Genomic DNA, 22,386 nt, shown 5'->3' on the forward strand with positions numbered 1-22,386 from the left:
TCACCATGCCAGAAGAATTGAACACGTTCAAGGTGCGGGAGTCCGGTCCGCCGCCGAAGCCACCGTGCGGTCCCGGTGCCACGCGGTGGTCCATGTGCACGCGCCGGACGACCCCGACACCCCCGTGCCCGCCGAGCTCGCGTCCCGCGAGCTGTGGGAATGCCGGGTGCACCACGCCGAGTCGAACGCCTGCACATCCCGGCAGCCTTTCGGTGGCAGGGCAGGAGGACAGGCGGTGCGCTCCGGGCAACACCGCCTGTCCGATTCCGGTCCGACGGCCTACTCGTCGTCAGGGGCCGGACGGATCTTCACGGTTGTGATGGTCTTGACCGACTTCTTGATGACCTTGCCGTGATGGTCCTTGGTGATCCTGGTGATCGTCTTGACCGTGACGACCTTGACCCGCCCGTCCCTCAGGGTGCGCTGAGTGATCGTGATGCTGGTCTTCACCACCTCCTTCGGTCGCGCTTCGTGTGCCGGGTGCTCCTGGATCGTCTGCGCGGTCGTGACCTGCGGGGTTGCGGGTGCGGCGAGGGTGGTGGAGGGGAGCAGCGCCCCGCCGGCGGCGATGGCTCCGCAGGCGCCGAGAAGGGCGAGGCGCTGGGTCAGGTGCGTACGGGTCATGGGAGGTCTCCTCGGGGCGGGGACGGCAGGCGCCGTCCCTTCGGGTGTCCGGGTCGTCCGGGGGCCCGTGCCGGGCCCTGTCTCCATTTGGCCCGGCAGCCCGACGAGGGGTCATGCCCCGCAACCTCGGGGCTTCACGCCGCTCCGCCCCCTCTGTAGGTCCGCAGGTCCGTAAGTCCGCCTGACCGCAGTCATCCCGTCACCCTGTACGGCCCATCGGTGCACCGTGCACCTCCGTCACCAGGGAGGTACGGGCCTCGGAGGGCTCCGACACCCCGCCTCTCGTGCTGCGCGGGGGCCCGCGATGTGCCGTACGAGCTGCGCGAATGCGTGACCGTCAGGCGGCGGCGGTTCGGTATGCGAATGATGTGTCCGTAAATCGACCGCCCATTGGCGGCGCTCCTTTGGACCTGCCAGGCTGAACCTCAGTTGAGCGCAAGATCGCAGCCATGAACCTCAATCAACCCTTGAATCGAAGGCGAAATCTGTCATGCGTCACCACGTCATCGCCGTATCCGCCCTCAGCCTGCTCTGTCTCGCAGGCAGCACCGGTCTCGCGGAGGCTCAACCCGCCAGCGCACACGGCCCGTCCGCGATGGTCTTCACCGTCATGCAGGGTTCCGGCGCGCCCACGGACACCGTCCTGCGTGCCGCCACCCTGAGCTGCGCCTACACGGCCGAAGGCACCCACCCCGCCCCGCGGGAAGCGTGCGACGCCCTCAACGCCACCAACGGTGAACTCAACCGCCTGCTGTCGGCCCCCGACCCGTCGCTGGCCTGCCCGATGTACTTCGACCCCGTGACGGTCACCGCGGACGGCGTACTGCACGGCCGGCGCGTGGCATGGAAGCACACCTTCTCCAACACGTGCGTGATGGCCGCGAACCTGAACGCCAGCCCCGTGTACGCGTTCTGACGCCGCGGCACCCACCGCTCGGTCCGGCCCCCGAGGGCGATGCGGGCCGCCGCACCCGACCGGCGCGGCGGCCGTACGTCCGTCAGCCCGTGCGCCTGCCCGGCCCTGCCGGCCAGGGGCCGGATGGCGGGTCGGTACGACGGCTGGCAGCCTGGAGGGGAGACCCCAGCGAGGCCTGTGCCACGCTCCACCACGTGTGCGCGACACGCCACCTCAACCGCTGGAAACCACCGTTCATGTTCGCAGGAGGTGGACCTCCTTGAGCAGGCACGCTTCACACACCAGAATTGCACGGAGCCTCGCGGCGGCCGCAGTCCTGTCGGCCACGCTGGTTCCCGTATCGGCAGCACCGGCGACGGCCGTCGCCTGCGACACGGCGGCCGCTGCCCGGGCCCCGAGCAGCAGTAACGACACTGCGGTCCGGAACGCGCTGGTCTGCCTCATCAACGCCCAGCGCACGCAGCGGGGGCTGCCCGCCCTCACCGTGAACCAGGCGCTGACGACGGCGGCGCAGCAGCACTCGGCCGCCGCCGTCCAGCTGAAGTGGTGGGGACCGAACCAGGATTCGCACCGCAATCCGCAGACCGGTTCGACGCCGGAGAGCCGGATCAAGGCCGCGGGCTACTGCCCGAACCCCAGGTCTTGGGGCTTCGCCGAAATCACGTACACCGGCTGGGGCGGCTCCGGAACCCCGAACGCCGCGGTCAACTGGTGGATGAACGTGAGCACGTGGGGCCACCGCCAGAGGATCCTCGACCCGTCGATGCGGGAGATCGGTGCCTGGGCCCAGCCGGGTGCGGCCGACCGCGCCGGGGCCGGCGCGAGCCAGGCCGGAACCTACGTCGTGACCTTCGGGCGCTGCCAGCAGTGACTGCGCGGGACGAGCAGGCCTTCCTCACCCGGGTCGGCGTACAGCCGCTACGGCGGCTGTACGCCGACCGACGTGGGCAGGTTGTGCCACGGGTGTACGCAGGTGCCCTTGCGGCACGTCAGCCTGCGCCGCGTGTCGGCGACGGAGAACACCGAGACGAGGACACGGAAGGCCGTGACGTGCTCGTCGGCGGTAAGGGACGCGAAGCCGTGGTCCCCGACATCTGACGATCATTCCACGTCGTCTCGGAGGGCGGACTGCATCCTTCGGCCTACGGGGTTTTCGGACCTGCGGAGGAGGATCTCGCGGCGCCGCCACGAGAGGGTTGGGGTGTGCGAACCATCATCGGATACACCGTCGAAAGCATCGGCTACGTCGTAGCAGCCCAGGGGGTCGTCAGCTTCGCGTCACAGACCTTCTTCGGCACGGAGTGGGGCTGGCTGCACAAGGTCGTCGACCTCCCGTCCGCCGCCTACCTCGGGATCGTCGTCCTGGGGCTGGCCCTCGTCGCCGGCGGAGTGAAGACGCGCAAGGCGTCCGAGCGCCGCGAGCCCGCCTGACCGGGGCATGCGCACCCCGATGCGGGATCTGGCGTCCGGGCCGCGTCGGCGGGCGGGTCCGGTCAGTGCGAGACCGGTCCGACGCTGCGGACCCATACAGGGAAAGGCGCGGCCTCCGTCTCGGGAGCGGTCTGCTCTGACTGTTCGTCCTGGGCCTCAAGGTCCGACCAGGCAACCGAGCCGGGTTCCTGGTCACGAAGGAAGCCCTCGATGACAGCACCGAGATCGTCGGTAGGCACGTACGCCCCACCGAAGGGCAACTCGTCCGCGGCGACCGATCCGGTTGAACACCGGAGCTGCCCGGCCTGTTCGTCGTGCCAGACGTAGAACGTCGCCACCCCTCCGAAGCCCGTCTCGCGGACGCGGAGCCGGATGCCTTCGACAGTCCGCTCGAAGGCGGCGACCACCTCCCACACGGACAAGGCGCGCCTGTCCTCGTCCGTCGCACCCAACCACCAGGTGTTGGTCTCCCACTCCACTCGCCGACCAGTCGGCTCCAGCACCAGCGGTCCGTCCGCCATCTCGGCGATCCATGTCATCAGCACCCCGGAAGTATCCCGGCACACCCCGGACGCCAGGCACCAGGCACCAGGCACCGGCACCGGGCACCCCCGGGAGGAGAGGCGCTGCCCCAGAGGCGCGGTGTCGCCCGTGAGGGTCTCCGTTGCGGCCCGGCCTGGACGCTCAACGGAGGCTCACCCGTCACCCAGTGGGTCAGGACGCAGGACGGTTTCTCCGCGACGTCCGGGTGGAGCCGACGGCCTGTCAGCCCAGCGTCCGTGGGTTGTCCTCCCGGGTACCGGCGCGAGGCCGTCACGCCTGGGCGGGCATGTCCAGGGCGGTCCCGTAGAGGCGAGAGACGCGGAGCAGGATGGTCACGCGCCGGTCGGGCAGCGGCTGCTCGCCGGGGGCCGCGCCATCGGCCGGGTCCACTATCTCCGCCTCGCCCTCGGCGGCGGCGAACGACCAGACGTCCGGCCCGCTGACGTGCAGTGAGGCATGCGGATCGCGGCGCATCTGGCGGACCTTGAGGCGGTCGGCGGTGGAGGAGACCCGCAGTACGCGTTCCTCGGCGTTCCAGTCGTACAGGACGGTGGACAGGTGCGGGTGGCCGGTGCTCCTGACGCTCGCCAGTACGCCGAACTGCTGCCGGCTCAACAGCTCGGAGAGCTCCTGGTCCGTGAGGGCTCGGGGAGCCGGGCCGGCGTTCGGGGTGGTGTGCTCGCTCATGGGGATCAACCTCTGCTGGTCTGGTTGGAATGGGGTGGAGCGGGGAGTTCGCTCAGCGGGTCGGGCGAGCCGACAGTAGAGACCGTAGCAGATAGTTCCGTTGCGGACGATTGTGGGTTCGGTTCTCCCCGCCTCCGCCTCGCGGCATCCCGCTCGATGTCATCGCCACCGCGGCCAACGTCAACGACGTCACCCAGACCCTCGCCCTGGTCGACGGCATCCCACCGGTCGCCGGCCGAGTCGGCCACCCCGCAAACGCCCCGACGCACTCCTGGGCGACAAGGGCTACGACAGCAACCCCGACCGCCAAGAGCTACGCCGACGCGGGATCTTGCCAGTCATCTCCCGCAAGGGTCAGCCCGACATCCGGGGCCTGGGCAAGCTCCGCTTCGTGGTGCGACCGGGTCCGCGTGCGGCGGGGCCATGCGGGCGTAGCGCCGACCCCGGCCAGCCGTGCGGTCCCACGTACTCGGTCTCAGTCCGTTGTGGGACCAACGGCTGCCGTCAGCGCGGCCAGCCCGGCCTCGTCGGCCGCCCACACGGTGGCGTGCCATTGGCCGCGCCACCGTTCCAGCAGCACCCGCTGGCGGTCGCCGTCCCGGGAATGGCGCTGGGTGCCGTCGACCGTAGGCGGCCCGGGGGTGAAGTCCTGCCGGAGCACCTCCAACAGAGCCGACGGCTTCCCCCCGCCGGCCAGAGTGAGCTGCTTGCCGCGACGGTGGACCGGCGCGTCCCAGATCCGGGCTCGGACGAGGTCCGAAAGACGCTCGGCCTGTGGCTGCCACACGGCGGACGGCGTCACGTCGTCGAAGGAGATCACCACTGGTGGGTCCTCGGAGCCGTCGAGGCGGACGGCCATCACCCACACGCCCTGGTTCTCGACCATGAACGGAAGCAGACCCAGAGAGCCGACCGGGTCGAAGGGCCGTTCTTCCTGTTCTTCCACGTCGTCGGGCCAGTCGCCGTTGTCCTCGGGCCAGTAGTAGACCTCTGTCCGGCCCAGCTGCTCGGCGTCGTACACCATGTCGTTGTTGCTGAACTTCCTCAGCACGGCGGCGCCCTGTGTCAGTGCGAACCACTCGCGCACCGAAGCGGGCACAGCGTGGCCGTGCACTGACTCGAAGCGGTCCAGTACCGCCTCGGCCTCCTTGGATATCTCCAGGTCCAGCCCGGCGAGTTCTGCCGCACGGTCATGGAACCGCAGCGTGCCCGCACGCATCGTCCGTACCCCCTGTCGTCGCCGGTGGGCCGAACGCCCGGCGGCCAGGGGCGACCCTAGCTGCTCGTACCGACAGCGTGCACTGCGGAGGTACCAGACGCACACCGTCACTCATGCCCAGCAGCTCGGCCACGACGGCAGCGGGCCTCCTGGTCGGCTCCCGGCAGTGGCCGCTGCTGGCCGCCCGCATGCAGAACATCCGCGAGGGCGACGGTACCCAGGCCATCGGCGCGCAGTGGCTTCCGCGGCCGGTCCCCGCGACGGGGCGCGTGGTATCGGCCAGGATGCGGCAGGTCTGGTGGGTGTTTGCCTGCGGAGATCGTTCGGCTGGAGTCGGGGATCCGCGACGTCCCCGAGTTCGCCGACGCGGTCCTCACCGACGACACCAGCTGGCCCTCGGCCCCGTGCAGGATGCCCGCGACCATCTGCGCGACCTGGCCGCCACGGCTCCGCTTCGAGACCTGGCGCAGGCCTGGAAGACCGCCGAGGGCGTACGGCAGTGGCCCTGGAGCTGTGCGGCCGGGGCCGCTGGGAATCCGGACTGCCCCGCAGCGGTGGGCGGGAACGATCGGGCAAAGGGTCCGGTCGAGCGGGGACTCGGCAGCGCCCCGCCACCCGCACGCGCACGCACCGCGCAGGCGGGCGCCTCTGTGCGCTCTCAGCGGTTCAGCAGGTGATCGTGGATCCGTCCAGAGCGGACTCCATGGTCACGGCGAACTCCGTCGGCCCGTCGGCCCCCACCCGGAGCAGCGCCGGGGCGCCGTCCACCTCCTTGTGGAAGCACATGCCGGAGCCGCTGCGGAACCGGGCCGGGGCCTGCTCCCGGGTGCCGACCGCTTTCCATCCTTCCTTGCGCGCGGTGTCCCAGTAGTGGGCGACCAGCGACTTGGCGTCCATGTCGTGGGTGTAGGCGCTGTTCGCCATCACCCAGGGATCGCCGCTGTCGTCCATGCACTCCACGTGGGTTCGATCCGCGACGGGCGTGGCGCCGGCTGCGACGGCTGGCACCGCGGCAGAGACCCGGGCCATGCGCTCGACCGCCTTGCTCTCCTGGCACGAGCCCTCCGACCCGTAGAAGAGCAGATACGCCGAGCAGGCCGGCAGAGCGAGCCCGGTGACGCAGCCGACGATGACGGCCAGGACCACGAACGGTCCGCGGCGCGGGGATTGTGTGGTGATCAAAGGTTCCCTTCCTGATTTCTCCGCAGCACGCCGTTGGCGTAGTAGTAGACGCGTGCGAAGAAGTAGAGGCTCACCCAGACCACGCCCCAGGTGTACCAGCTCAGCATGGCCCACCAGTTCCGCACGGCAAAGATGCGGGCGACGGAGTTGTTGTGCTGGTCGATGTGGGTGTCGCGTCCGGTCTGGCACCATTCATGCGCGTTTCTGCGCCCTTGGCCGCTCGTGCACCGAAGTAGAAGGTCAGGCTCGCCTGCCACATGAAGTGCCGGATCGCGTTGTTCTTCGCGCCGCTCCGGAAGGTCGCGAGCAGCATTCCCGAAATCGCCGAGGCGAGGGCGCAGCCGCGCCATCCGAGCGGCATGCAGACGTTGGCCTCGATGATCTTCTTGCGCCAGGACTTGGACATCCGGCCGTCCAGGTCCCGCTGGTGTCTTCGCCTCGGCGGGGCAGCGCGCGTTCTTCGAGGGCCACGTCCACGCTCTCAACGCGCTGGTCGGGGTGCCGACCGGGAAGGTCCGCTACGACAACCTCAGGGCTGCCGTTGCCCAGGTGCCGGGTCTCTCACGCCGCCGGGCGGAGGCCGAACGCTGGACCGCGTTCCCGACGTCGTCACGCTCACCGAGCTCAACGCCGTGATCGACCGGTGGGACCAGGAGGACGACAACCGACGCATCCGCTCCCGGAACCATACGATCGGCGAGTACTTCGCGACACAACAGCCGCTCCTGGCACCGCTGTCGGAAGCGCCCGCACGCGGGCCGGGCGACGTCGTGGACCCGCTGCTTCGAGCACCTGTGACAGCGCTGTCCGTCCTGCCGAGCGGACTCCGCTCCCCCTGCCACGTGCGCTGAACGGCCCTGATCAGTACGGCCAGGACCAGTTCACGACCTCCGGAAGGTCCGTGCCGTGTTCGCGGATCCAGGCGTGGTGGCGGACGCGCCGGTCGGCCATGGACCGGCGCAGCCAGTCGGCGCGGCCCGTGAGGCCGGGGACGCGGTCGATGACGTCCATGACCAGTCGGTAGCGGTCCATGTCGTTGCGCACCACCATGTCGAACGGGGTCGTGGTCGTGCCGGACTCCTTGTACCCGCGCACGTGCAGCCGGGGGTGGCCGCTGCGTCGGTAGGCGAGGCGGTGCACGAGCCACGGGTAGCCGTGGTAGGCGAAGATCACCGGCCGGTCCGTCGTGAACAGGGCGTCGTACTCGGGGTCCGTCATGCCGTGCGGGTGTTCCCCGTGGGGCATCAGGCGGGCGATGTCGACGACGTTGACGACGCGGACGGCCAGCGAGGGGAGGTGCTCGCGGAGCAGGGCCGCGGCGGCCAGCACTTCCATGGTGGGGACGTCGCCGGCGCAGGCGAGGACGACATCGGGCTCGCGGGAGCCGTCGTCGGTGCCGGCCCATTGCCATGTGCCGGCGCCGCGCGCCACGTGCGTACGCGCCTCGTCGATCCCGAGCCAGTCGAAGCAGGGCTGCTTGCCGGCGACGACCACGTTCACCTGGTCGCGGCTGCGCAGGGCGTGGTCGGCCACCGCGAGGAGGGTGTTGGCGTCCGGCGGCAGATAGACCCGGACGACCTCGGGGCTCTTGTTGAGCACGTGGTCGACGAAGCCCGGGTCCTGGTGTGAGAAGCCGTTGTTGTCCTGGCGCCAGACGTGTGAGGTGAGCAGGTAGTTGAGGGAGGCGATCGGCGCCCGCCAGGACAGTTCGCGCGAGGTCTTCAGCCACTTGATGTGCTGGCCGACCATGGAGCCGACGATGTGCGCGAAGGCCTCGTACGTGGAGAACAGGCCGTGGCGGCCGGTGAGGAGGTAGCCCTCCAGCCAGCCCTGGCAGACGTGTTCGGAGAGGATCTCCATGACCCGGCCGTCGCGCGAGAGGTTCCGGTCGGTGGCCTCCGTGATGCCCTGCCAGGCCTTGCCGGTGGCCTCGTACAGGTCGTCCAGCCGGTTGGAGGCGGTCTCGTCCGGTCCGACGACCCGGAAGTCCCTCCGGCCGGCCGTGTCCCGCATGACCTGCGTGAGGAAGTGCCCGAGGACGCGGGTCGGTTCGTGCAGCGTGCGCCCCGGCTTGTCGACCGGGACGGCGTGCGCGTCGAGCTCGGGCAGGGGGAGCGGCCGCACCAGCCGGCCCCCGTTCGCGTACGGTACGGCGCCCAGGCGACGGTCGCCCGCCGGGACACAGGCCAGGACCTGGGCCACCGGGCGGCCCTCGGCGTCGAAGAGTTCCTCCGGCCGGTACGAGCGCAGCCAGTCCTCCAGCTGCTTCAGGTGCGCGGGATTCTCGCGCACCCCGGCGAGCGGGACCTGGTGGGAACGCCATGTGCCTTCGACCGGGTCGCCGTCGACGCTCGCGGGCCCCGTCCAGCCCTTCGGGGTGCGCAGCACGATCATCGGCCAGCGGGGGTACTCCCGGCCGGCGCCGGTGCCGGCCGCCCGCGCCCCGCGCTGGATGGCGGCGATGCGGTCCAGGGCGTGGTCCATCGCGCGCGCCATGGCCTGGTGCACCTGGGCGGGGTCGCTGCCGGTGACGTACAGGGGCTCGTGGCCGTAGCCGCGCAGCAGCGCATCGAGCTCGGCCTCGGGGATCCGGGCCAGCACCGTCGGGTTGGCGATCTTGTATCCGTTGAGGTGCAGGATCGGCAGGACCGCGCCGTCGTGGACCGGGTCGAGGAACTTGTTCGCATGCCAGGACGCGGCCAGCGGCCCGGTCTCCGCCTCGCCGTCGCCGATGACGCAGGCGACCAGCAGGCCGGGCCGGTCGAACGCGGCTCCATAGGCGTGGGCGAGGGCATATCCGAGCTCCCCGCCCTCGTGGATGGACCCGGGCGTCTCCGGGGCCACATGGCTGGGTACGCCGCCGGGGAAGGAGAACTGCCGGAACAGCGCTGCCATGCCGCCCGCGTCGCGCGGAACGTCCGGGTAGCACTCGCTGTACGTCCCCTCAAGCCAGGAGTTGGCCAGCACGGCGGGGCCGCCGTGCCCCGGACCCCAGACGCACAGGGCCTCCAGCGGACGCTCCTTGATCACGCGGTTGAGGTGGGTGTGCACCAGGTTCAGGCCCGGGGAGGTGCCCCAGTGGCCGAGCAGCCGCGGTTTGATGTGCTCCGGCCTGAGCGGTTCGGTCAGCAGGGGATTGGCCATGAGGTAGATCTGGCCCACCGCCAGGTAGTTGGCGGCGCGCCAGTGGGCGTCCAGCTCCGCGACGGAATGCGTGGTCAACGCGGTCATGTCCGCTCCTGAGGGTGAGGGTGAGGGTGAGGCCGAGGGTGCAGGCGGGGCCGAGGGCGAGGGACTTCCGGCGACCGGGCCGATGCCGACACCCTGCGCGCCGCCCGGGTGGACCCGGGAGGGGAGGACCGGCCCTGGGGGAGGGACCGTCGGCCCTTTCGCGCACCTGCCCGGCCCGGGGAAGGTGAATCCCGGTGGCGCCCGGTCCTTCCCCCGGCCCGCGCCACCCGTTCCGGCCATCGACCCCGATGCCTCGCGCATCAGTACGGAGGACAGCACCATGAAGCGCACCCTCGTCGTCGGCGTGGACGGCTCCCCCGAGAGCCGGGCCGCGGCCGGCTGGGCCGCCGAGGAAGCCGTACGCCGCGACCTGCACGTGCACGTGGTCCACGCCTGGCTGTGGCAGCCGCTGGCCGTCCCGGTCGTCCAGGACCGCGGCGTCGAGGCCCGCCGTGCCCAGGAGATCGTGGACGGGACGCGGGCGGAGCTCACCCGACGCCACCCGCGGCTCTCCCTCACCGCGGAAGTGGTGCCGGACGTCCCCGTGCCGGCCCTGCTGCGCGCCGCCAAGGTCGCGGAGATGCTGGTGCTCGGCACGCGTGGGCACAGCGCTCTCGCCGGCTTCCTGCTGGGCTCCTACGGACAGCAGCTGATCGCCTCCGCCGAGTGCCCCGTCGTCTCCGTGCGCGCCCGGGACGGCATCGCCACGCCCGGGGCCGCCGGAGACGAGGGGGCCGCCGGGGGCGAGGTGGTCGTCGGCCAGCAGGGTGGCGCCGAGGAATCCGCCGACGTACTGCGCTTCGCCTTCGAGGCGGCCGCGGCACGCAGAGCGCCACTGCGCGCGGTTCGCGCCTGGAGCCTGCCCCCGGTCTACGCCTACAGCCCCGGGTCGATGTGGGTCGCCGAGCAGTTCGGCGGGCTGGAACCGTTCGAGAAGGCCGCGCTGGAGCAGGCACTGGAGCCGTGGAAGGCGAAGTATCCCGAGGTGGAGGTAGTCGCGCAGGTGCAGCAGGGCAGCGCCGGGCACGTGCTGCTGTCCGCCGCGTCGGACGCCCGACTGCTCGTCGTCGGCCGCCGGATCCGGGAGTCGGCACTGGGACCGCGTACCGGATCGGTGGCCCACGCGGTCCTGCACCACTCGACCTGCCCCGTCGCCGTCGTCCCGCACCACTGACGCGCCGACGACCTCCGGGTGGCCCCTATTCCCGGGACGAGGCCGGGGAGGGAGCGGGGTGACGGCCCCCGGGCGGGGTCAGGGCGTGGCTGGCGATCACGGCGGCCTGGACCCGCCGCTCCACCCCGAGCTTGACGAACAACCGCGAGATGATGTTCTTGACGGTCTTCTCCGCCAGGTAGAGCCGCTTGCCGATCTCCCGGTTGGTGAGCCCCTCGCTGACCATGAGGAGGATCTCCTTCTCCCGCTCCGTGAAGCCGGGAAGCCCCGGGACCTGCTCCTCCTGGGGCACCTCCCCCCGCATGCGGGCCATCAGCCGGCTGGTCGCCCCGGCGTCGAGCATCGACTGGCCCGAGGCCACGGTCCGCACGGCGGTCACCAGGTCGGTGCCGGTGATCTGTTTCAGGACGTAGCCGGAGGCCCCCGCCATCACGGCGTCCAGGAGGGCTTCCTCGTCGTCGAACGACGTGAGCATGAGGCAGGCCAGTTCGGGCATCCGGGAGCGCAGCTCACGGCACACGCTCACTCCGTCGCCGTCCTGGAGCCGTACGTCCAGGACCGCGACCTGGGGACGCAGCGCCGGAATGCGGATCAGTGCCTGTTCCGCCGTGCCCGCCTCTCCGATCACGGTCAGATCGGGCTCGGCGTCCAACAGGTCGTGCACGCCCCGGCGCACGACCTCGTGGTCGTCGAGAAGGAAGACCCGGATGGGCTCCGCCGCGGGGGAGGGGGCACTACTGCCGGTCATGACGCAACTCCTTCGCCTGGGTTCGTCCCTTGACGCACGAACAACGGCATCCTGCCCGCCGGACAGGGCGAACGGACAGGGCCGATCGGCCCTCATCGGACGGGGAGGCTCCGTGCGGCAGGTACCGACCGGTCCCTGCGAAGGGGACCTTCGGCCCTGTCCGGAAGGACTGCCGGGCCTTCCCCGGCGGCCGCGGCAGCGGATGAACTGAGGGAGGACGGGGACGGCGCGACTCCACAGAGCCGCACGCAGCGCGGAGGACGTCATGCAGAGCGCCTTGATCGACCTGAGGACCGTGGCACGGGACGACCACGGTCTGAGAATCGCCCTGGCCGGAGAGCTCGACTTCCACACGGCCGAACAGGTGGGGCCGCGCCTGCGCGAACGCGCCCGGTCCGGCCACCGCACCATCGTCCTGGACCTGTGCGGGCTCTCCTTCTGCGACAGTGCGGGCGTCGACCTCCTCACCTGCTTCGACCGGCACTGTCGTGCGGCCGGCACTCGGCTCCTCCTGTGCGACGTACCGCCCCGTGTGATCAAACCGATGCGAGTGCTCGCTGCCGACCGGGAGCTGAAGTTCGTCGTCTCGTGATCGCGGGGGCTTCCGGAAACGGGGTACGGAAGGGGTCCGTTCGGCCCTGTTCCCACCGGTGGAGCGAGAGGGAGGCTGGAACGTCGGATGCCGTAGGACCGAGCGGGGCCGGATGAAGGTACGGATCATGGATCAGGAAGGCGAACGGCGACCCGCCGGCCGGACCGGTGGAGCGATGTCCGCCCGCCGCATGCGGGAGGTCGACAGGGCCGAGGCCCTGAGGCTCCTCGCCACCGTGTCGCTGGGACGCATCGTCTTCACCCAGCACGCGCTGCCTGCCGTACGGCCGGTGAACCACCTCGTCGAGGGCGAGGACATCATCATCCGGATCCACGAGGGCGGAGCACTGGCTTCCCTGGCGGCACCCGCCGACGTCCCGGGCGTGGTGGTGGCGTACGAAGCGGATGCCATCGACCCGGACACCCACCTCGGGTGGAGCGTCGTCGTCACCGGCTACGCCCGATCAGTGCTCGACGCCGAGGAGACCGACCGGTACGCGGACCTGCTGCGCCCCTGGGTGGGACAGCCGATGACCGGTACCCTGCGGATCCGCCCGGATCTCGTCACGGGTTTCCGGCTGGAGGCGGCACCGTAGCCGCCCGGCTGCAGCGCCGCGCCGCTCGCGCCGCGCCGTTCGGCGCAGTGCCGCCACGGTGCCGTTCAGCGCAGTGCGCCGCCTCACCGGCTTCCTCAGCCGCTCCGGGGGAGCGGTGCCCGCCACACGAGCCGGCTGCCGCCCTCCTCGGGAGTCTCGACGGTGAAGCTCCCGCCCACGACCTGTGCCCGCTCGTCGAGGTTGCGCAGACCGCTCCTGCGCCCCTCCGCGGGGATGCCCGTGCCGTTGTCCGACACGGCCAGCGCGACCTCGCCCCCCGCGGCCCTGAGGTTCACGTCGACGCGGGTCGCCCGCGCGTGGCGGGCGGCGTTGCTGAGGAGCTCCCCGAGCACCGCGACCACGTGGTCGGCGATCTGCGGAGGGACATCGGTGTCCAGGAGCCCTTCCATGGTCAGCCGCGGCGGATGGCCCAGGGAGGTGGCGGCGTAGCCGACGGCCCGGGCGGCACGGGCCCGCAGCCCGGGCCCGCTCTCGCGGTCCTTGGTGCGGAGCCCGAAGATCGTCGACCGGATGATCTTGATCGTCTCGTCCAGGTCGTCGACCGCCCGGCCGACCCGTTCGGCGGCGCCCTCGTGCTCCACGAGCCGGGCGGCGCTCTGCAGGGTCATGCCGGTGGCGAAGAGCCGCTGGATGGCCAGATCGTGCAGGTCGCGGGCGATCCTGTCACGTTCCTCCAGCAGCGCTATCTGCTCGGCGTCCCGACGCCGCTCCGCCAGTTCCAGAGCGATCGCGGCCTGGCCCGCGAAAGCGACGAGCGGCTCCAGTTCGCCCTCGCCGAACGCCGGCTCCCCCGCGGAGCGCGAGAGCAGCAGTACGCCCCGGCCCTCCCCGCCCGAGGTGCCCAGCGGAACCGCCACGGCCGGTCCGGTTCCGTCCCGTCCCGCTCCGTCCCGTCCCGCTCCGTTCCGTCCGGCTCCGTCCCGTCCGGCTCCGTCCCGTCCCTGCGACGGATCCACGGTCGCGAAGCGCCCGTCGTCCGAGACCTGCAATGCCGTCACGGGCCTCCCCGCCCGGTGCGCGGCTCCGGAGAGCGTCCCCTCGAAGGGGACGACGAGGCCCTGGCACGCGGCTCCGTCCGTGCCCGCCACGTACTCCACGACCAGACCGTCGACGCCGTCCACCGGGACGGCGATGTGTGCGAGCCGTGCCGCGGTGATCTCCTGGGCGCGGCGGGCGATGAGTTCCAGCACCTCCGGGCGTGAACTCCCGGACAGCAGACTCCCGGTGATCTCCGCATTGGCCCGCAGCCATCGCTGCTGACGCTGCGCCCCCTCGTAGAGCCGCGCGTTGTCGATCGCCACGCCCGCCGCCACCGAGAGGGTGGAGATCACCGTCTCGTCCTCGGTGTCGAAGTCGACCCCGCCCCGCTTGTCGGTCAGGTAGAGGTTGCCGAACACCTCGTCGCGGACCCGGATCGGCACCCCGAGGAACGTGCGCATGGGCGGGTGATGGGCCGGAAAACCGTGGGAGGACGGGTGCGCCCCGAGATCGGTCAGGCGCAGGGGCTCCGGATGGTGGATGACCTCGCCGAGCAGGCCGTGGCCGGCCGGCAGCGGGCCGATGGCCGCGATCTCCTCATCGCTGAGCCCCACGGTCAGGAACTGTGCGAGGGTCCGCCCGTCGGGGCCGATCACGCCCAGGGCGCCGTACTCGGCGTCCACCAGCAGAGCGGCCGCCTCCACGATGCGCCGGAGCACCTGGGCGAGATCCAGTTCCCGCCCCACCGACACGACGGCCTCCAGCAGGCTGTGCACCCGGTCCCGGGTGCCGCGCACCTCGTCGATGCGTACCTGGAGCTCGTCCAGCAGCTCGTCCAGCCGCATCCTCGGCACCTGCGTCAACTGATCCCCCACACCCACTCGCTTCTTCCCCTGAGCCGACCGCCCGAAGGCCGGCCCCCGGTCAGACTATCGACACGCCGGGGGCGGGAGGCTCACGCCACCGTGGGCGCGGCCAGGGCTTCGAGACGGTCGAGCTGCGCCCGGCTCAGCCGGAAACCGGTCGCGGCGACGTTCTCCGCGAGGTGGGCGAGCGAGGCCGTGCCGGGGATCGGCACCATGACGGGCGAGCGGGTGAGCAGCCAGGCGAGGAGGAGCTGCGGTGTCGTGGCCCCGAGTTCGGCGGCGACAGCGGCGAGTTCCACGGCCCTGCCGGGCGCTGCCGCGGCGACGGGACGCCAGGGCAGGAAGGCGATCCCCGCGGCCTCGCAGGCCTCGAGGACGGGCTCGTACTGCCGGTCCATGAGGTTGTAGCGGTTCTGCACGCTCGCGATCTCGGCCGTCCGCCGGGCCTCGGCGAGCTGTTCGACGCTGACCTCCGACAGCCCGATGTGCCCGATCTTCCCTGCCAGCCGGAGCTCGTGGAGCGCGCCCACCTGCTCGGCGAGGGGCACCTTCGGGTCGATGCGGTGCAGTTGCAGCAGGCCGATCCGTTCCGTACGGAGGCGGCGCAGTCCGTGCTCGACCTGTACGCGCAGACTGGCCGGGTCGGCGTCATAGGCCCACCCCTCGGGGCCCCCGGTGCGGACGACGCCGGCCTTGGTGGTGACCAGCAGGCCGTCCGGGTACGGGTGCAGGGCCTCGGCGAGGAGTTCCTCGTTCGCACCCCATCCGTAGAGGTGCGCGGTGTCGATCAGACCGACCCCCAGGGCGACGGCGCGCCGGGCCACCGCGATCGCTTCGTCCCTGGCGGTAGGGGGCCAGGTCGGCAGGCGCATGGCGCCGAACCCGATCCGGGACACCGGGAATTCACCCCCGACGGAGAAGGTGCGGGCCGGCCCGTCCTGGGCGGGCGTACCTGAAGTCATCGGTCTCGTCTCCCCCTCGTCGGGGCGACGATACCCGGCGCGCCTGCAACCTCCCCCATGGACACCTCGTTCTTCCACCTGCCGAGACCACGCCTCCGTTCAGGTCCACGCACCAGCGAAGTCGATCTCCTCGGCCCACTCCGGATGGTCTATCAGCGGATTGCGGTTGCCCTGCATCTCGGCTATCGCCGCGTTGCGGTGCTGCTCGTAGACCTCCACCGGGTGGTCCCTGTGCCAGTTCAGCAGCATTTCGAGGCCGGCCCGCTGGAGTTCGCGCGCCTCGTCGCCGATCCTGCCGGGGTAGCGGAGCAGGAAGTAGAGCGTCGCCCTGGCGACCGGCCCCTTGCCCTCCGAGGGTTCGAACCTCCCCGGATCCCGGCGCCCGCAGTCGTGCCGAACGGCCTCGTCGAAGTCCGGGAAGTCGAAGTAGGGGATGTTCCCGCGGAAGCTGTTGCACGTCGACTCGCAGGCGAAGAGATGGTGCAGGTCTCCGCGCATGGGCTCCTTCTTCGCGAACCATGACTGGGGCACGACGTGTTCGCAGTTGAAGGGCAGCGACGCCTCCAGGCGGTCGAGCTCGGCTTCGACGGCTTCCGGACCGGGTGCGCTCTCGTGGAGCATGAACTCCTGCCAGCGCCCTATTCGGGCGGCCTCCACCGCCGCGTCGGCCTCCATGAGCTCCTCCGGAGTGAAGCCCTTGCCCGAATAGATTCCGTGCAGCTTCTCGTCGGGGTGCAGGTCCACCCATGGGTAGAGCAGGCGCATCGGTTTGTACGCGGGCCGGCGCTGGTGCGTGGACTCCAGGTGCTCGGCCAGCGCGAGGCGCAGGCTCGTGGGGTTCCCGACATGGATGCCCGCGTAGTAGGCGTCGCGTGCGGCCAGGTCCGAGGCCTCGTCGTAGTAGGGGCGGTCACTGAAGGCCGCGAGGTTGACCATGGCGGCCGCCAGGTCCCGCTCGGCGGGCGACTGACCGTCGATACGTCCGATCCCGGCCGGCGCCGTGACCACGGCAGGCGATGCGGCCCGGGGCTGCAGACCGTCGGTGCCGGTGCCGGTGCCGGTGCCGGTGTTCTCGTCGAGGCTGACGCTGATGCGCAGGGGGACGCTCCAGCTGACCGATCCTGTCGTGGCGTGGTGCCCGCCGCTGCCGTCCACCGTCACGTTCCTGGGCGCGGCGCCGTTCGTCCGACCCGTCAGGAACGCCGGGACCGTCGGCGGCGAGACTTCCACGGGATGCAGGGAGGAGCCGGACGCGAACAGCTCCGCGCGGAGCGCGGCGGCGGTGCCGGACAGAGGGAACTGCTGGATCGTGCCGAGGATGCGACTGACCCGCACGCCCTCATTGGCCATCCAGTCCACCCGGTGTTCTCCCATGCTCGGATGCCAGCGGGTTCCGTCGACGGCCAGCACGTTGCCGTCGTGGTCCCTGCGGGGAGCACCGGCGTGGTGCAGTGCCACGACCTCCCACTGGTCGTTGAACACCGGAGCACCCGAGGAGCCGCGCGCCGTGTCGGCCGAGTAGTGCACGAAGTCCTCCAGCACGTCCACGATCTGGTTGTCCCGGAGGGCGAGCTGCTTGGGCTCGCCGTTGGGGTGCTGGATGATGTTGACGAGTTCCCCGATGACGGCCTTGCCCTGAGCTTCCTTGAGCGGCAGTCTCCCGAAAGCCGTCAGCGGCTGACCGTCCTGGGAGCGGTCTGAGACGGCCACCACGGTGAAATCGAGGTCACGGTGGGTGACGAAGAAGCGGTGCGGATCGAGCGCGAAGACGACCGGAACGAGCGGCTGCCCGTCCAGGCCCGCCTGGAAGTTGAACTCGATCACTCCGGCGGCCGCCTCCTCGGCGGAGCCCAGCACGTGATTGTTCGTCATCAGCAGTGAGGGGGACACCAGGAAACCGGTTCCGTGGTGGGACGAACCAGGACTGCGGACGGTTATCCGGCCGATCGAGCGGGCGGCGAGGAAGCCGCCTTCGAGGTAGTCGATTCCGATGAGATCGTTGCGGCCCATGAACCGTTCAAGCATCAACAGGTCGGTGCCGACCAGCTCGCGGTCCAGATCCAGGCTGGTCCCGGTCGTGGCGGCCGCCGGTGTCCGCTCGATCGCGGTGGCCATCGCCCAGTCGACGCCCAGACGGTTCAGCCTGCTGCTGACCCGTTCCGGGGTGTCGGCGTAGAGGATGCCCTGCTGCTCGAGCGCCGCCATGCGGCCGCCGCGTTCTCCGGTACGGCTCGCGTAGCGCCGACTGGCATCCTCCATCTGCTCCAGGAAACCCTTGTCAGCGTGTGACAACTGCTCCACTGTCATTGCGGCTCGCCTCCTCGGCGGCAGCCTTCGTCGTCAGATGTCGGTCCCTCCCCGTTCCTCCCCTCATTTCAGTATGGGCACAGGGCATGCGCGCCGCGCCCAGTCGACTGAGAGGAGGTGCGCAGTGGTTGCTGCGTCAATTTCTCGGCACGTGTTTCCGGGGGCGCCGGGGAGGGAGGGCCGACCTGAGATGTCACCGCCGATGTCGCCGTCGCGATCGCATGACCACCCGGTCGAGTCGGCGAGCTCGAACGACTCATACGCGCCGAGCGCGTGGAGTAGCGCGCTCCGGCGAGGACGGGGCTGGTCAGCGCGAGGGCGTGCGCCGAGTGGTGGAGGACCGGTTGCCGCGGTGTGGGCACTGGTGAAGCATCAGATTACGGGACGTGCCGCCCCCGCATCGTGATTGCGGGATGCGCGGCGCGTCGTCCTCTGCCTGCCTGCTCGACTTCATGAGGAGTGGCCATGGAAGACAGCCCGCTGAGTCGTCGACGGCTGTTGTGGGGTGCCGCCGGCACGGCGGGTACGGCTCTGGCCGCCGTCGGGCTGCCCCAGCTGATGAGACCCGAGGAGGAGGCGAAACCTGCACTGCCGCGCCCCGGACGCAAGGCCCCCGTCGCCGCTGGGCCGCCTGCGGCGCCTCGACCGGACCGGTCGGTGGACTACGCCCCCGCCGTCTGGGTCGAAGCATCCGAGTCGAACTACACGGCCTCCGACCGCCCCGAGGCGTACCCCATCGAATACGTCGTCATCCACCTGACGACGGACACCCTGCCGGTCATGTTCGCCAAGTTCCGGGACGACACCGAGAGGGTGTCCGCGCACTACATGATCAGCGCAACCGGCACCCGCATCGCCCAGTGCGTGCGCGAGCGCGACGTGGCCTGGCACTCGGGCAGCGTCTGGTACAACTACCGGAGCATCGGCATCGAGCACGAAGGATGGACCGATCAGCCCGTGTACACCGACGGGATGTACGAGGCGTCCGCCGTCCTCACGGCCACGATCTGCGCGAAGTACGACGTGCCCGTCGACCGGGACCACATCCTGGGCCACGTCGAGGTCCCGCTGTCCACGCACGACGACCCCGGGACCGTCTGGGACTGGGACAAGTACATGAACCTCGTCGGGACCGCGCGCCGGCGCATCAGGACCTGACACCGCGTCGCCCCCGTCACGCGGGCTTGCCGTGGCCGTGGAGCCACGAGTCCCAGATCGAGTCGAGGTCACGGCCGGCCGCGGCTTCCACGTACGCGGTGAAGTCGTCCGTCGAGGCGTGGCCGTGCCGGTGGCGCAGGGTCCAGCCCCGCACCAGGGTGCGGAAGCCCTCGTCGCCCAGGGCCTGGCGGATCTTGTGGATCACCATCGCGCCGCGCACGTACACCGGCTGGCCGGAGATGTCCGAGGCGCTCGGCGGATCGGCGGGCGGGAAATCCCACTCGTCGTCGTCCGCGGCCTTGGCGTGGTTCCGGTCGAAGTGGTCCTGGGCGCTGGCCCCCTCGTGGTCCTCGGTCCAAAGCCATTCCGCGTAGGTCGCGAAACCCTCGTTGAGCCACATGTCCCGCCAGGTCCGCGGGGTCACGGAGTTGCCGAACCACTGGTGGGCCAGTTCGTGCACCACGTTGGTGGTGTGGAAGATGCCGGCCGGAATGGTCGGCCTGGTCTGCGTCTCCAGGGCGTAGGGCACGTCGGCCGCCTGATCGACGATCAGCCCGGCGGCGGCGAAGGGGTAGGGACCGAACCTCCTCTCGGCCCATTCCATGATCTCGGGGAACCGGCCGAGGACCGCTCCGTCCTCCTCGTCCATGTCCGCGGTCGTGTCCATCGCCGACACGACCGGTACGCCCGATCGGGTGCGGGAGGTCCTGATGTCGTAGCTGCCGATGGCCACCGTCGCCACATGGCTGGCCATGGGCTCGGCCTGGTGCCAGTGGAAGGTGGTGCGGTCGCCGCTGGTGCGCCGGACGCGAAGCTGCCCGTTGGAGATCGCCTGCACCCCCTTGGGGACGGTGATGGTGATGTCGTAGGAGGCCTTGTCCGAGGGGTGATGACTGCCGGGGAACCAGGACATCGAGCCCGTCGGTTCACCGAACGCGACCGCTCCCTTGGCCGTCCTCAACCAGCCCTCGCGCCACCCGTGGTCGTGGGTGATCGACTCCGGCGTGCCCGCGTAGTGCACGACGCTGCGGAAGGCGGCGCCCTTCCTGAGGTGATGGCGCGGCTGCAGGGTCAGCTCCGGCCCGTCCTGGCGGACCTGCGCCGTGCCGCCGTCGACCGTGGCACCCAGCACCTCCATGCCGAGGAGGTCGAGATTGAAGGCGCTCAGGTCCGCGGTGGCTTTCGCGGTGATCTCCGCAGTGCCCTTGAGACGGCCGTTGCCGGGGTCGTAGTCCAGGGTCAGGGCGTAGTGGGTGACGTCGTAGCCGCCGTTGCCGAGCTGGGGGAAGTACGGGTCACCGGCGCCTGCGGCACCGGGACGCCCGCCCCGGAACACCGTGCCGGACGCCTCCGTCCGAGCGCTGTCCTTGGCCCTCGGTGCCCCCGCCCCGCTGCTGCCGCGGCCGCTGGACTGCGAGCATGCGGGAAGTGCGGCGAGCAGGCCCGCGAGGGCGAAGGCGGTCAGACGTCCGGAGGTCCTCACGCAGCCGATCATGACCCAGCCCGGGAGTGCTCCGCCCTCGCCACGCCGTGCCCATGACCCCTCCGGCGTCGGCGGCGGGAGCGTGGTGGACTCCCACACCGGCCGGTACCCGAATGTGAGTGCCCGCCACATACGCCGCCGACCTGCGGGCTTCTACGGTGTGGCCACACGGAACGTCCCCGCAGACCCCGGAAGTGGTGCACATGACCTCCCCCGTATCGGCCGCCGCACCGGCCCCGTCCGGCATCCGGAGAATCGTCGCAGCGAGCCTGATCGGCACCACCATCGAGTGGTACGACTTCTTCCTCTACGGCTCGGCCGCCGCGCTGGTCTTCAACGAGCTGTTCTTTCCCGAGAGCGAACCGCTGGTCGGCACCCTCCTCGCCTTCCTCACCTACGCGATCGGCTTCGCGGCCCGCCCCCTCGGCGGTCTCGTCTTCGGCCACTACGGCGACAAGATCGGCCGCAAGCGGCTCCTCGTCCTCAGCCTCCTCCTCATGGGCGGCGCGACCTTCGCCATGGGCCTGCTGCCCACCCACGCGAGCATCGGCGTCGGCGCCCCCGTCCTCCTCACGCTCCTGCGCCTGATCCAGGGGTTCGCGCTCGGCGGGGAGTGGGGCGGCGCGGTGCTGCTCGTCTCCGAGCACGGTGACGACAGGAACCGCGGCTTCTGGGCCTCCTGGCCGCAGGCGGGGGCGCCCGGCGGCAACCTGCTGGCCACCGGCGTACTGGCGCTCCTCGCCGCCGTCCAGTCCGACGAGGCCTTCCTCGCCTGGGGCTGGCGCATCCCCTTCCTGCTCTCGGGCGTGCTCGTGATGATCGGCCTGTGGATCCGGATATCCGTGTCGGAGTCCCCGGTCTTCCTGGAGGCGCAGGCCAAGGCCGCGCAGCGGGCCGCCGCCGGTGTCGGGGCGAAACCGCCCGTGACGGAGGTGTTCCGTACGAACTGGCGCGGCGTCCTGACCGCGATCGGCACCCGCCTCGGCGAGAACATCTCGTACTACGTCATCACCGCCTTCCTCCTCGTCTACGTCACCAGCCACCTCGGGCTCCCCAAGAGCGACGGCCTGAACGCCGTCCTGATCGGCTCAGCCGTCCACTTCGCGGCCATCCCGGCGTGGGGCGCCCTCTCCGACCGGATCGGCCGCCGCCCCGTCACCCTCATCGGCTCCGTCGGCATGATCGGCTGGGCGTTCGCCTTCTTCGCCCTGCTCGACTCCCGGTCCTTCCCGGTGATCGTGGCCGCCGTGACCGTCGGGCTCCTCCTGCACGGCGCGATGTACGGGCCGCAGGCCGCCTTCATCTCGGAGATGTTCGCCACCGAGGTCCGCTACTCGGGTGCCTCGATGGGATCCCAGCTCGCCTCCGTCGTCGGCGGCGCGCTCGCCCCGATCGTCGCCGTGGCCCTGCTCAAGGACTACGACTCCTCCATACCGGTCTCGGTCTACCTGGGTGCCGCGGCAGCGGTCACCACGCTGACCGTGCTGGTCGCCAAGGAGACCCGCGGGCGTAGCCTGGCCCGCGAACACGCCCCGGCAGGCGGCACGGTCCCCACCCCGCGCGGGACCGGGTACGAAGCGGTGCCGGCCGACAACTGAACCGCAGACGGGCACCGGGCACTGGAACACCGGGCGCCGACACCGTGGGCGCTGCCTGGCCCGGCGCCCGG

General features: G+C 70.9%; 20 protein-coding genes and 1 pseudogene. 8 read left to right on the forward strand and 13 right to left on the reverse strand.

The window, feature by feature from the left end:
* Window positions 1–279: 279 nt before the first annotated feature.
* Window positions 280–624: a hypothetical protein gene (locus IH80_RS0120410; RefSeq protein ID WP_030962284.1), complete on the reverse strand. Its 345-nt coding sequence runs from the start codon at window positions 622–624 to the stop codon at window positions 280–282.
* Window positions 625–1,114: 490 nt separating this feature from the next.
* On the opposite strand from IH80_RS0120410, the gene IH80_RS0120415 reads away from it, so the two are divergent.
* Together IH80_RS0120415 and IH80_RS0120420 are read left to right on the forward strand one after the other, a co-directional pair.
* Window positions 1,115–1,540 carry a subtilase-type protease inhibitor gene (locus IH80_RS0120415; RefSeq protein WP_030962286.1) on the forward strand — a complete coding sequence of 142 codons (426 nt, stop codon included), beginning with the start codon at window positions 1,115–1,117 and terminating at the stop codon, window positions 1,538–1,540.
* Window positions 1,541–1,799: 259 nt separating this feature from the next.
* Entirely contained in the window at window positions 1,800–2,411 is a 612-nt protein-coding gene (locus IH80_RS0120420; protein ID WP_078906647.1) for a CAP domain-containing protein, read from the forward strand.
* 47 nt (window positions 2,412–2,458) lie between these two features.
* Here the strand turns inward: IH80_RS0120420 and IH80_RS46120 are convergent.
* Window positions 2,459–2,602 (reverse strand): annotated as a pseudogene (locus tag IH80_RS46120) (DUF5958 family protein); the annotation flags it as partial.
* A 141-nt stretch (window positions 2,603–2,743) separates the two neighbouring features.
* On the opposite strand from IH80_RS46120, the gene IH80_RS0120430 reads away from it, so the two are divergent.
* The gene (locus IH80_RS0120430) at window positions 2,744–2,971 is read left to right on the forward strand and encodes a hypothetical protein (protein WP_030962289.1); all 228 of its coding nucleotides are present in this window, start codon (window positions 2,744–2,746) and stop codon (window positions 2,969–2,971) included.
* Between the two features lie 62 nt (window positions 2,972–3,033).
* On the opposite strand, the gene IH80_RS0120435 is transcribed toward IH80_RS0120430, so the two are convergent.
* The 6 genes from IH80_RS0120435 to IH80_RS0120465 form a co-directional block, all read right to left on the reverse strand.
* Complete coding sequence (locus IH80_RS0120435) at window positions 3,034–3,510, reverse strand: hypothetical protein (RefSeq protein ID WP_234432320.1); 477 nt, start codon at window positions 3,508–3,510, stop codon at window positions 3,034–3,036.
* 274 nt (window positions 3,511–3,784) lie between these two features.
* The gene (locus tag IH80_RS0120440) at window positions 3,785–4,201 is read right to left on the reverse strand and encodes a pyridoxamine 5'-phosphate oxidase family protein (RefSeq protein WP_030962291.1); all 417 of its coding nucleotides are present in this window, start codon (window positions 4,199–4,201) and stop codon (window positions 3,785–3,787) included.
* A 475-nt stretch (window positions 4,202–4,676) separates the two neighbouring features.
* A complete protein-coding gene (locus IH80_RS0120445) occupies window positions 4,677–5,420 on the reverse strand; it encodes an SMI1/KNR4 family protein (RefSeq protein WP_030962293.1) in 744 nt (247 codons plus the stop codon).
* Between the two features lie 666 nt (window positions 5,421–6,086).
* Complete coding sequence (locus tag IH80_RS0120450) at window positions 6,087–6,602, reverse strand: hypothetical protein (protein WP_030962295.1); 516 nt, start codon at window positions 6,600–6,602, stop codon at window positions 6,087–6,089.
* 100 nt (window positions 6,603–6,702) lie between these two features.
* Complete coding sequence (locus IH80_RS44810) at window positions 6,703–7,008, reverse strand: hypothetical protein (RefSeq protein WP_158943530.1); 306 nt, start codon at window positions 7,006–7,008, stop codon at window positions 6,703–6,705.
* A 455-nt stretch (window positions 7,009–7,463) separates the two neighbouring features.
* Window positions 7,464–9,833 (reverse strand): phosphoketolase, encoded by a 2,370-nt coding sequence (locus tag IH80_RS0120465; protein WP_030962297.1) that lies wholly within the window; start codon window positions 9,831–9,833, stop codon window positions 7,464–7,466.
* A 280-nt stretch (window positions 9,834–10,113) separates the two neighbouring features.
* On the opposite strand from IH80_RS0120465, the gene IH80_RS0120470 reads away from it, so the two are divergent.
* Window positions 10,114–11,007, forward strand: coding sequence for a universal stress protein (locus IH80_RS0120470; protein WP_030962298.1), 894 nt, complete (start codon window positions 10,114–10,116; stop codon window positions 11,005–11,007).
* A 25-nt stretch (window positions 11,008–11,032) separates the two neighbouring features.
* On the opposite strand, the gene IH80_RS0120475 is transcribed toward IH80_RS0120470, so the two are convergent.
* Window positions 11,033–11,755 (reverse strand): response regulator, encoded by a 723-nt coding sequence (locus IH80_RS0120475; protein ID WP_030962299.1) that lies wholly within the window; start codon window positions 11,753–11,755, stop codon window positions 11,033–11,035.
* A 265-nt stretch (window positions 11,756–12,020) separates the two neighbouring features.
* Between IH80_RS0120475 and IH80_RS39515 the strand changes: the two genes are divergently transcribed.
* A complete protein-coding gene (locus IH80_RS39515; protein ID WP_051809609.1) occupies window positions 12,021–12,347 on the forward strand; it encodes an STAS domain-containing protein in 327 nt (108 codons plus the stop codon).
* A 127-nt stretch (window positions 12,348–12,474) separates the two neighbouring features.
* On the forward strand, window positions 12,475–12,942 hold the full coding sequence (locus IH80_RS0120485; RefSeq protein ID WP_030962303.1) for a pyridoxamine 5'-phosphate oxidase family protein: 468 nt from the start codon (window positions 12,475–12,477) through the stop codon (window positions 12,940–12,942).
* 95 nt (window positions 12,943–13,037) lie between these two features.
* On the opposite strand, the gene IH80_RS0120490 is transcribed toward IH80_RS0120485, so the two are convergent.
* From IH80_RS0120490 to IH80_RS0120500, 3 genes are all read right to left on the reverse strand, one after another.
* A complete protein-coding gene (locus IH80_RS0120490) occupies window positions 13,038–14,786 on the reverse strand; it encodes a GAF domain-containing protein (protein WP_030962305.1) in 1,749 nt (582 codons plus the stop codon).
* Window positions 14,787–14,896: 110 nt separating this feature from the next.
* Window positions 14,897–15,769, reverse strand: coding sequence for an aldo/keto reductase (locus IH80_RS0120495; RefSeq protein WP_037880572.1), 873 nt, complete (start codon window positions 15,767–15,769; stop codon window positions 14,897–14,899).
* A 99-nt stretch (window positions 15,770–15,868) separates the two neighbouring features.
* Window positions 15,869–18,076, reverse strand: a complete 2,208-nt coding sequence (locus IH80_RS0120500) for an endonuclease (RefSeq protein ID WP_051809610.1) — start codon at window positions 18,074–18,076, stop codon at window positions 15,869–15,871.
* A 465-nt stretch (window positions 18,077–18,541) separates the two neighbouring features.
* Between IH80_RS0120500 and IH80_RS0120505 the strand changes: the two genes are divergently transcribed.
* Window positions 18,542–19,234, forward strand: a complete 693-nt coding sequence (locus IH80_RS0120505; protein ID WP_078906648.1) for an N-acetylmuramoyl-L-alanine amidase — start codon at window positions 18,542–18,544, stop codon at window positions 19,232–19,234.
* Window positions 19,235–19,250: 16 nt separating this feature from the next.
* Here the strand turns inward: IH80_RS0120505 and IH80_RS0120510 are convergent, their stop codons facing one another.
* On the reverse strand, window positions 19,251–20,729 hold the full coding sequence (locus IH80_RS0120510) for a M1 family metallopeptidase (protein WP_051809612.1): 1,479 nt from the start codon (window positions 20,727–20,729) through the stop codon (window positions 19,251–19,253).
* Window positions 20,730–20,920: 191 nt separating this feature from the next.
* Between IH80_RS0120510 and IH80_RS0120515 the strand changes: the two genes are divergently transcribed.
* Entirely contained in the window at window positions 20,921–22,315 is a 1,395-nt protein-coding gene (locus IH80_RS0120515; RefSeq protein WP_030962312.1) for an MFS transporter, read from the forward strand.
* Window positions 22,316–22,386: the final 71 nt, after the last annotated feature.

The sequence above is a fragment of the Streptomyces sp. NRRL S-378 genome (assembly GCF_000720645.1).
Classification (GTDB): domain Bacteria; phylum Actinomycetota; class Actinomycetes; order Streptomycetales; family Streptomycetaceae; genus Streptomyces.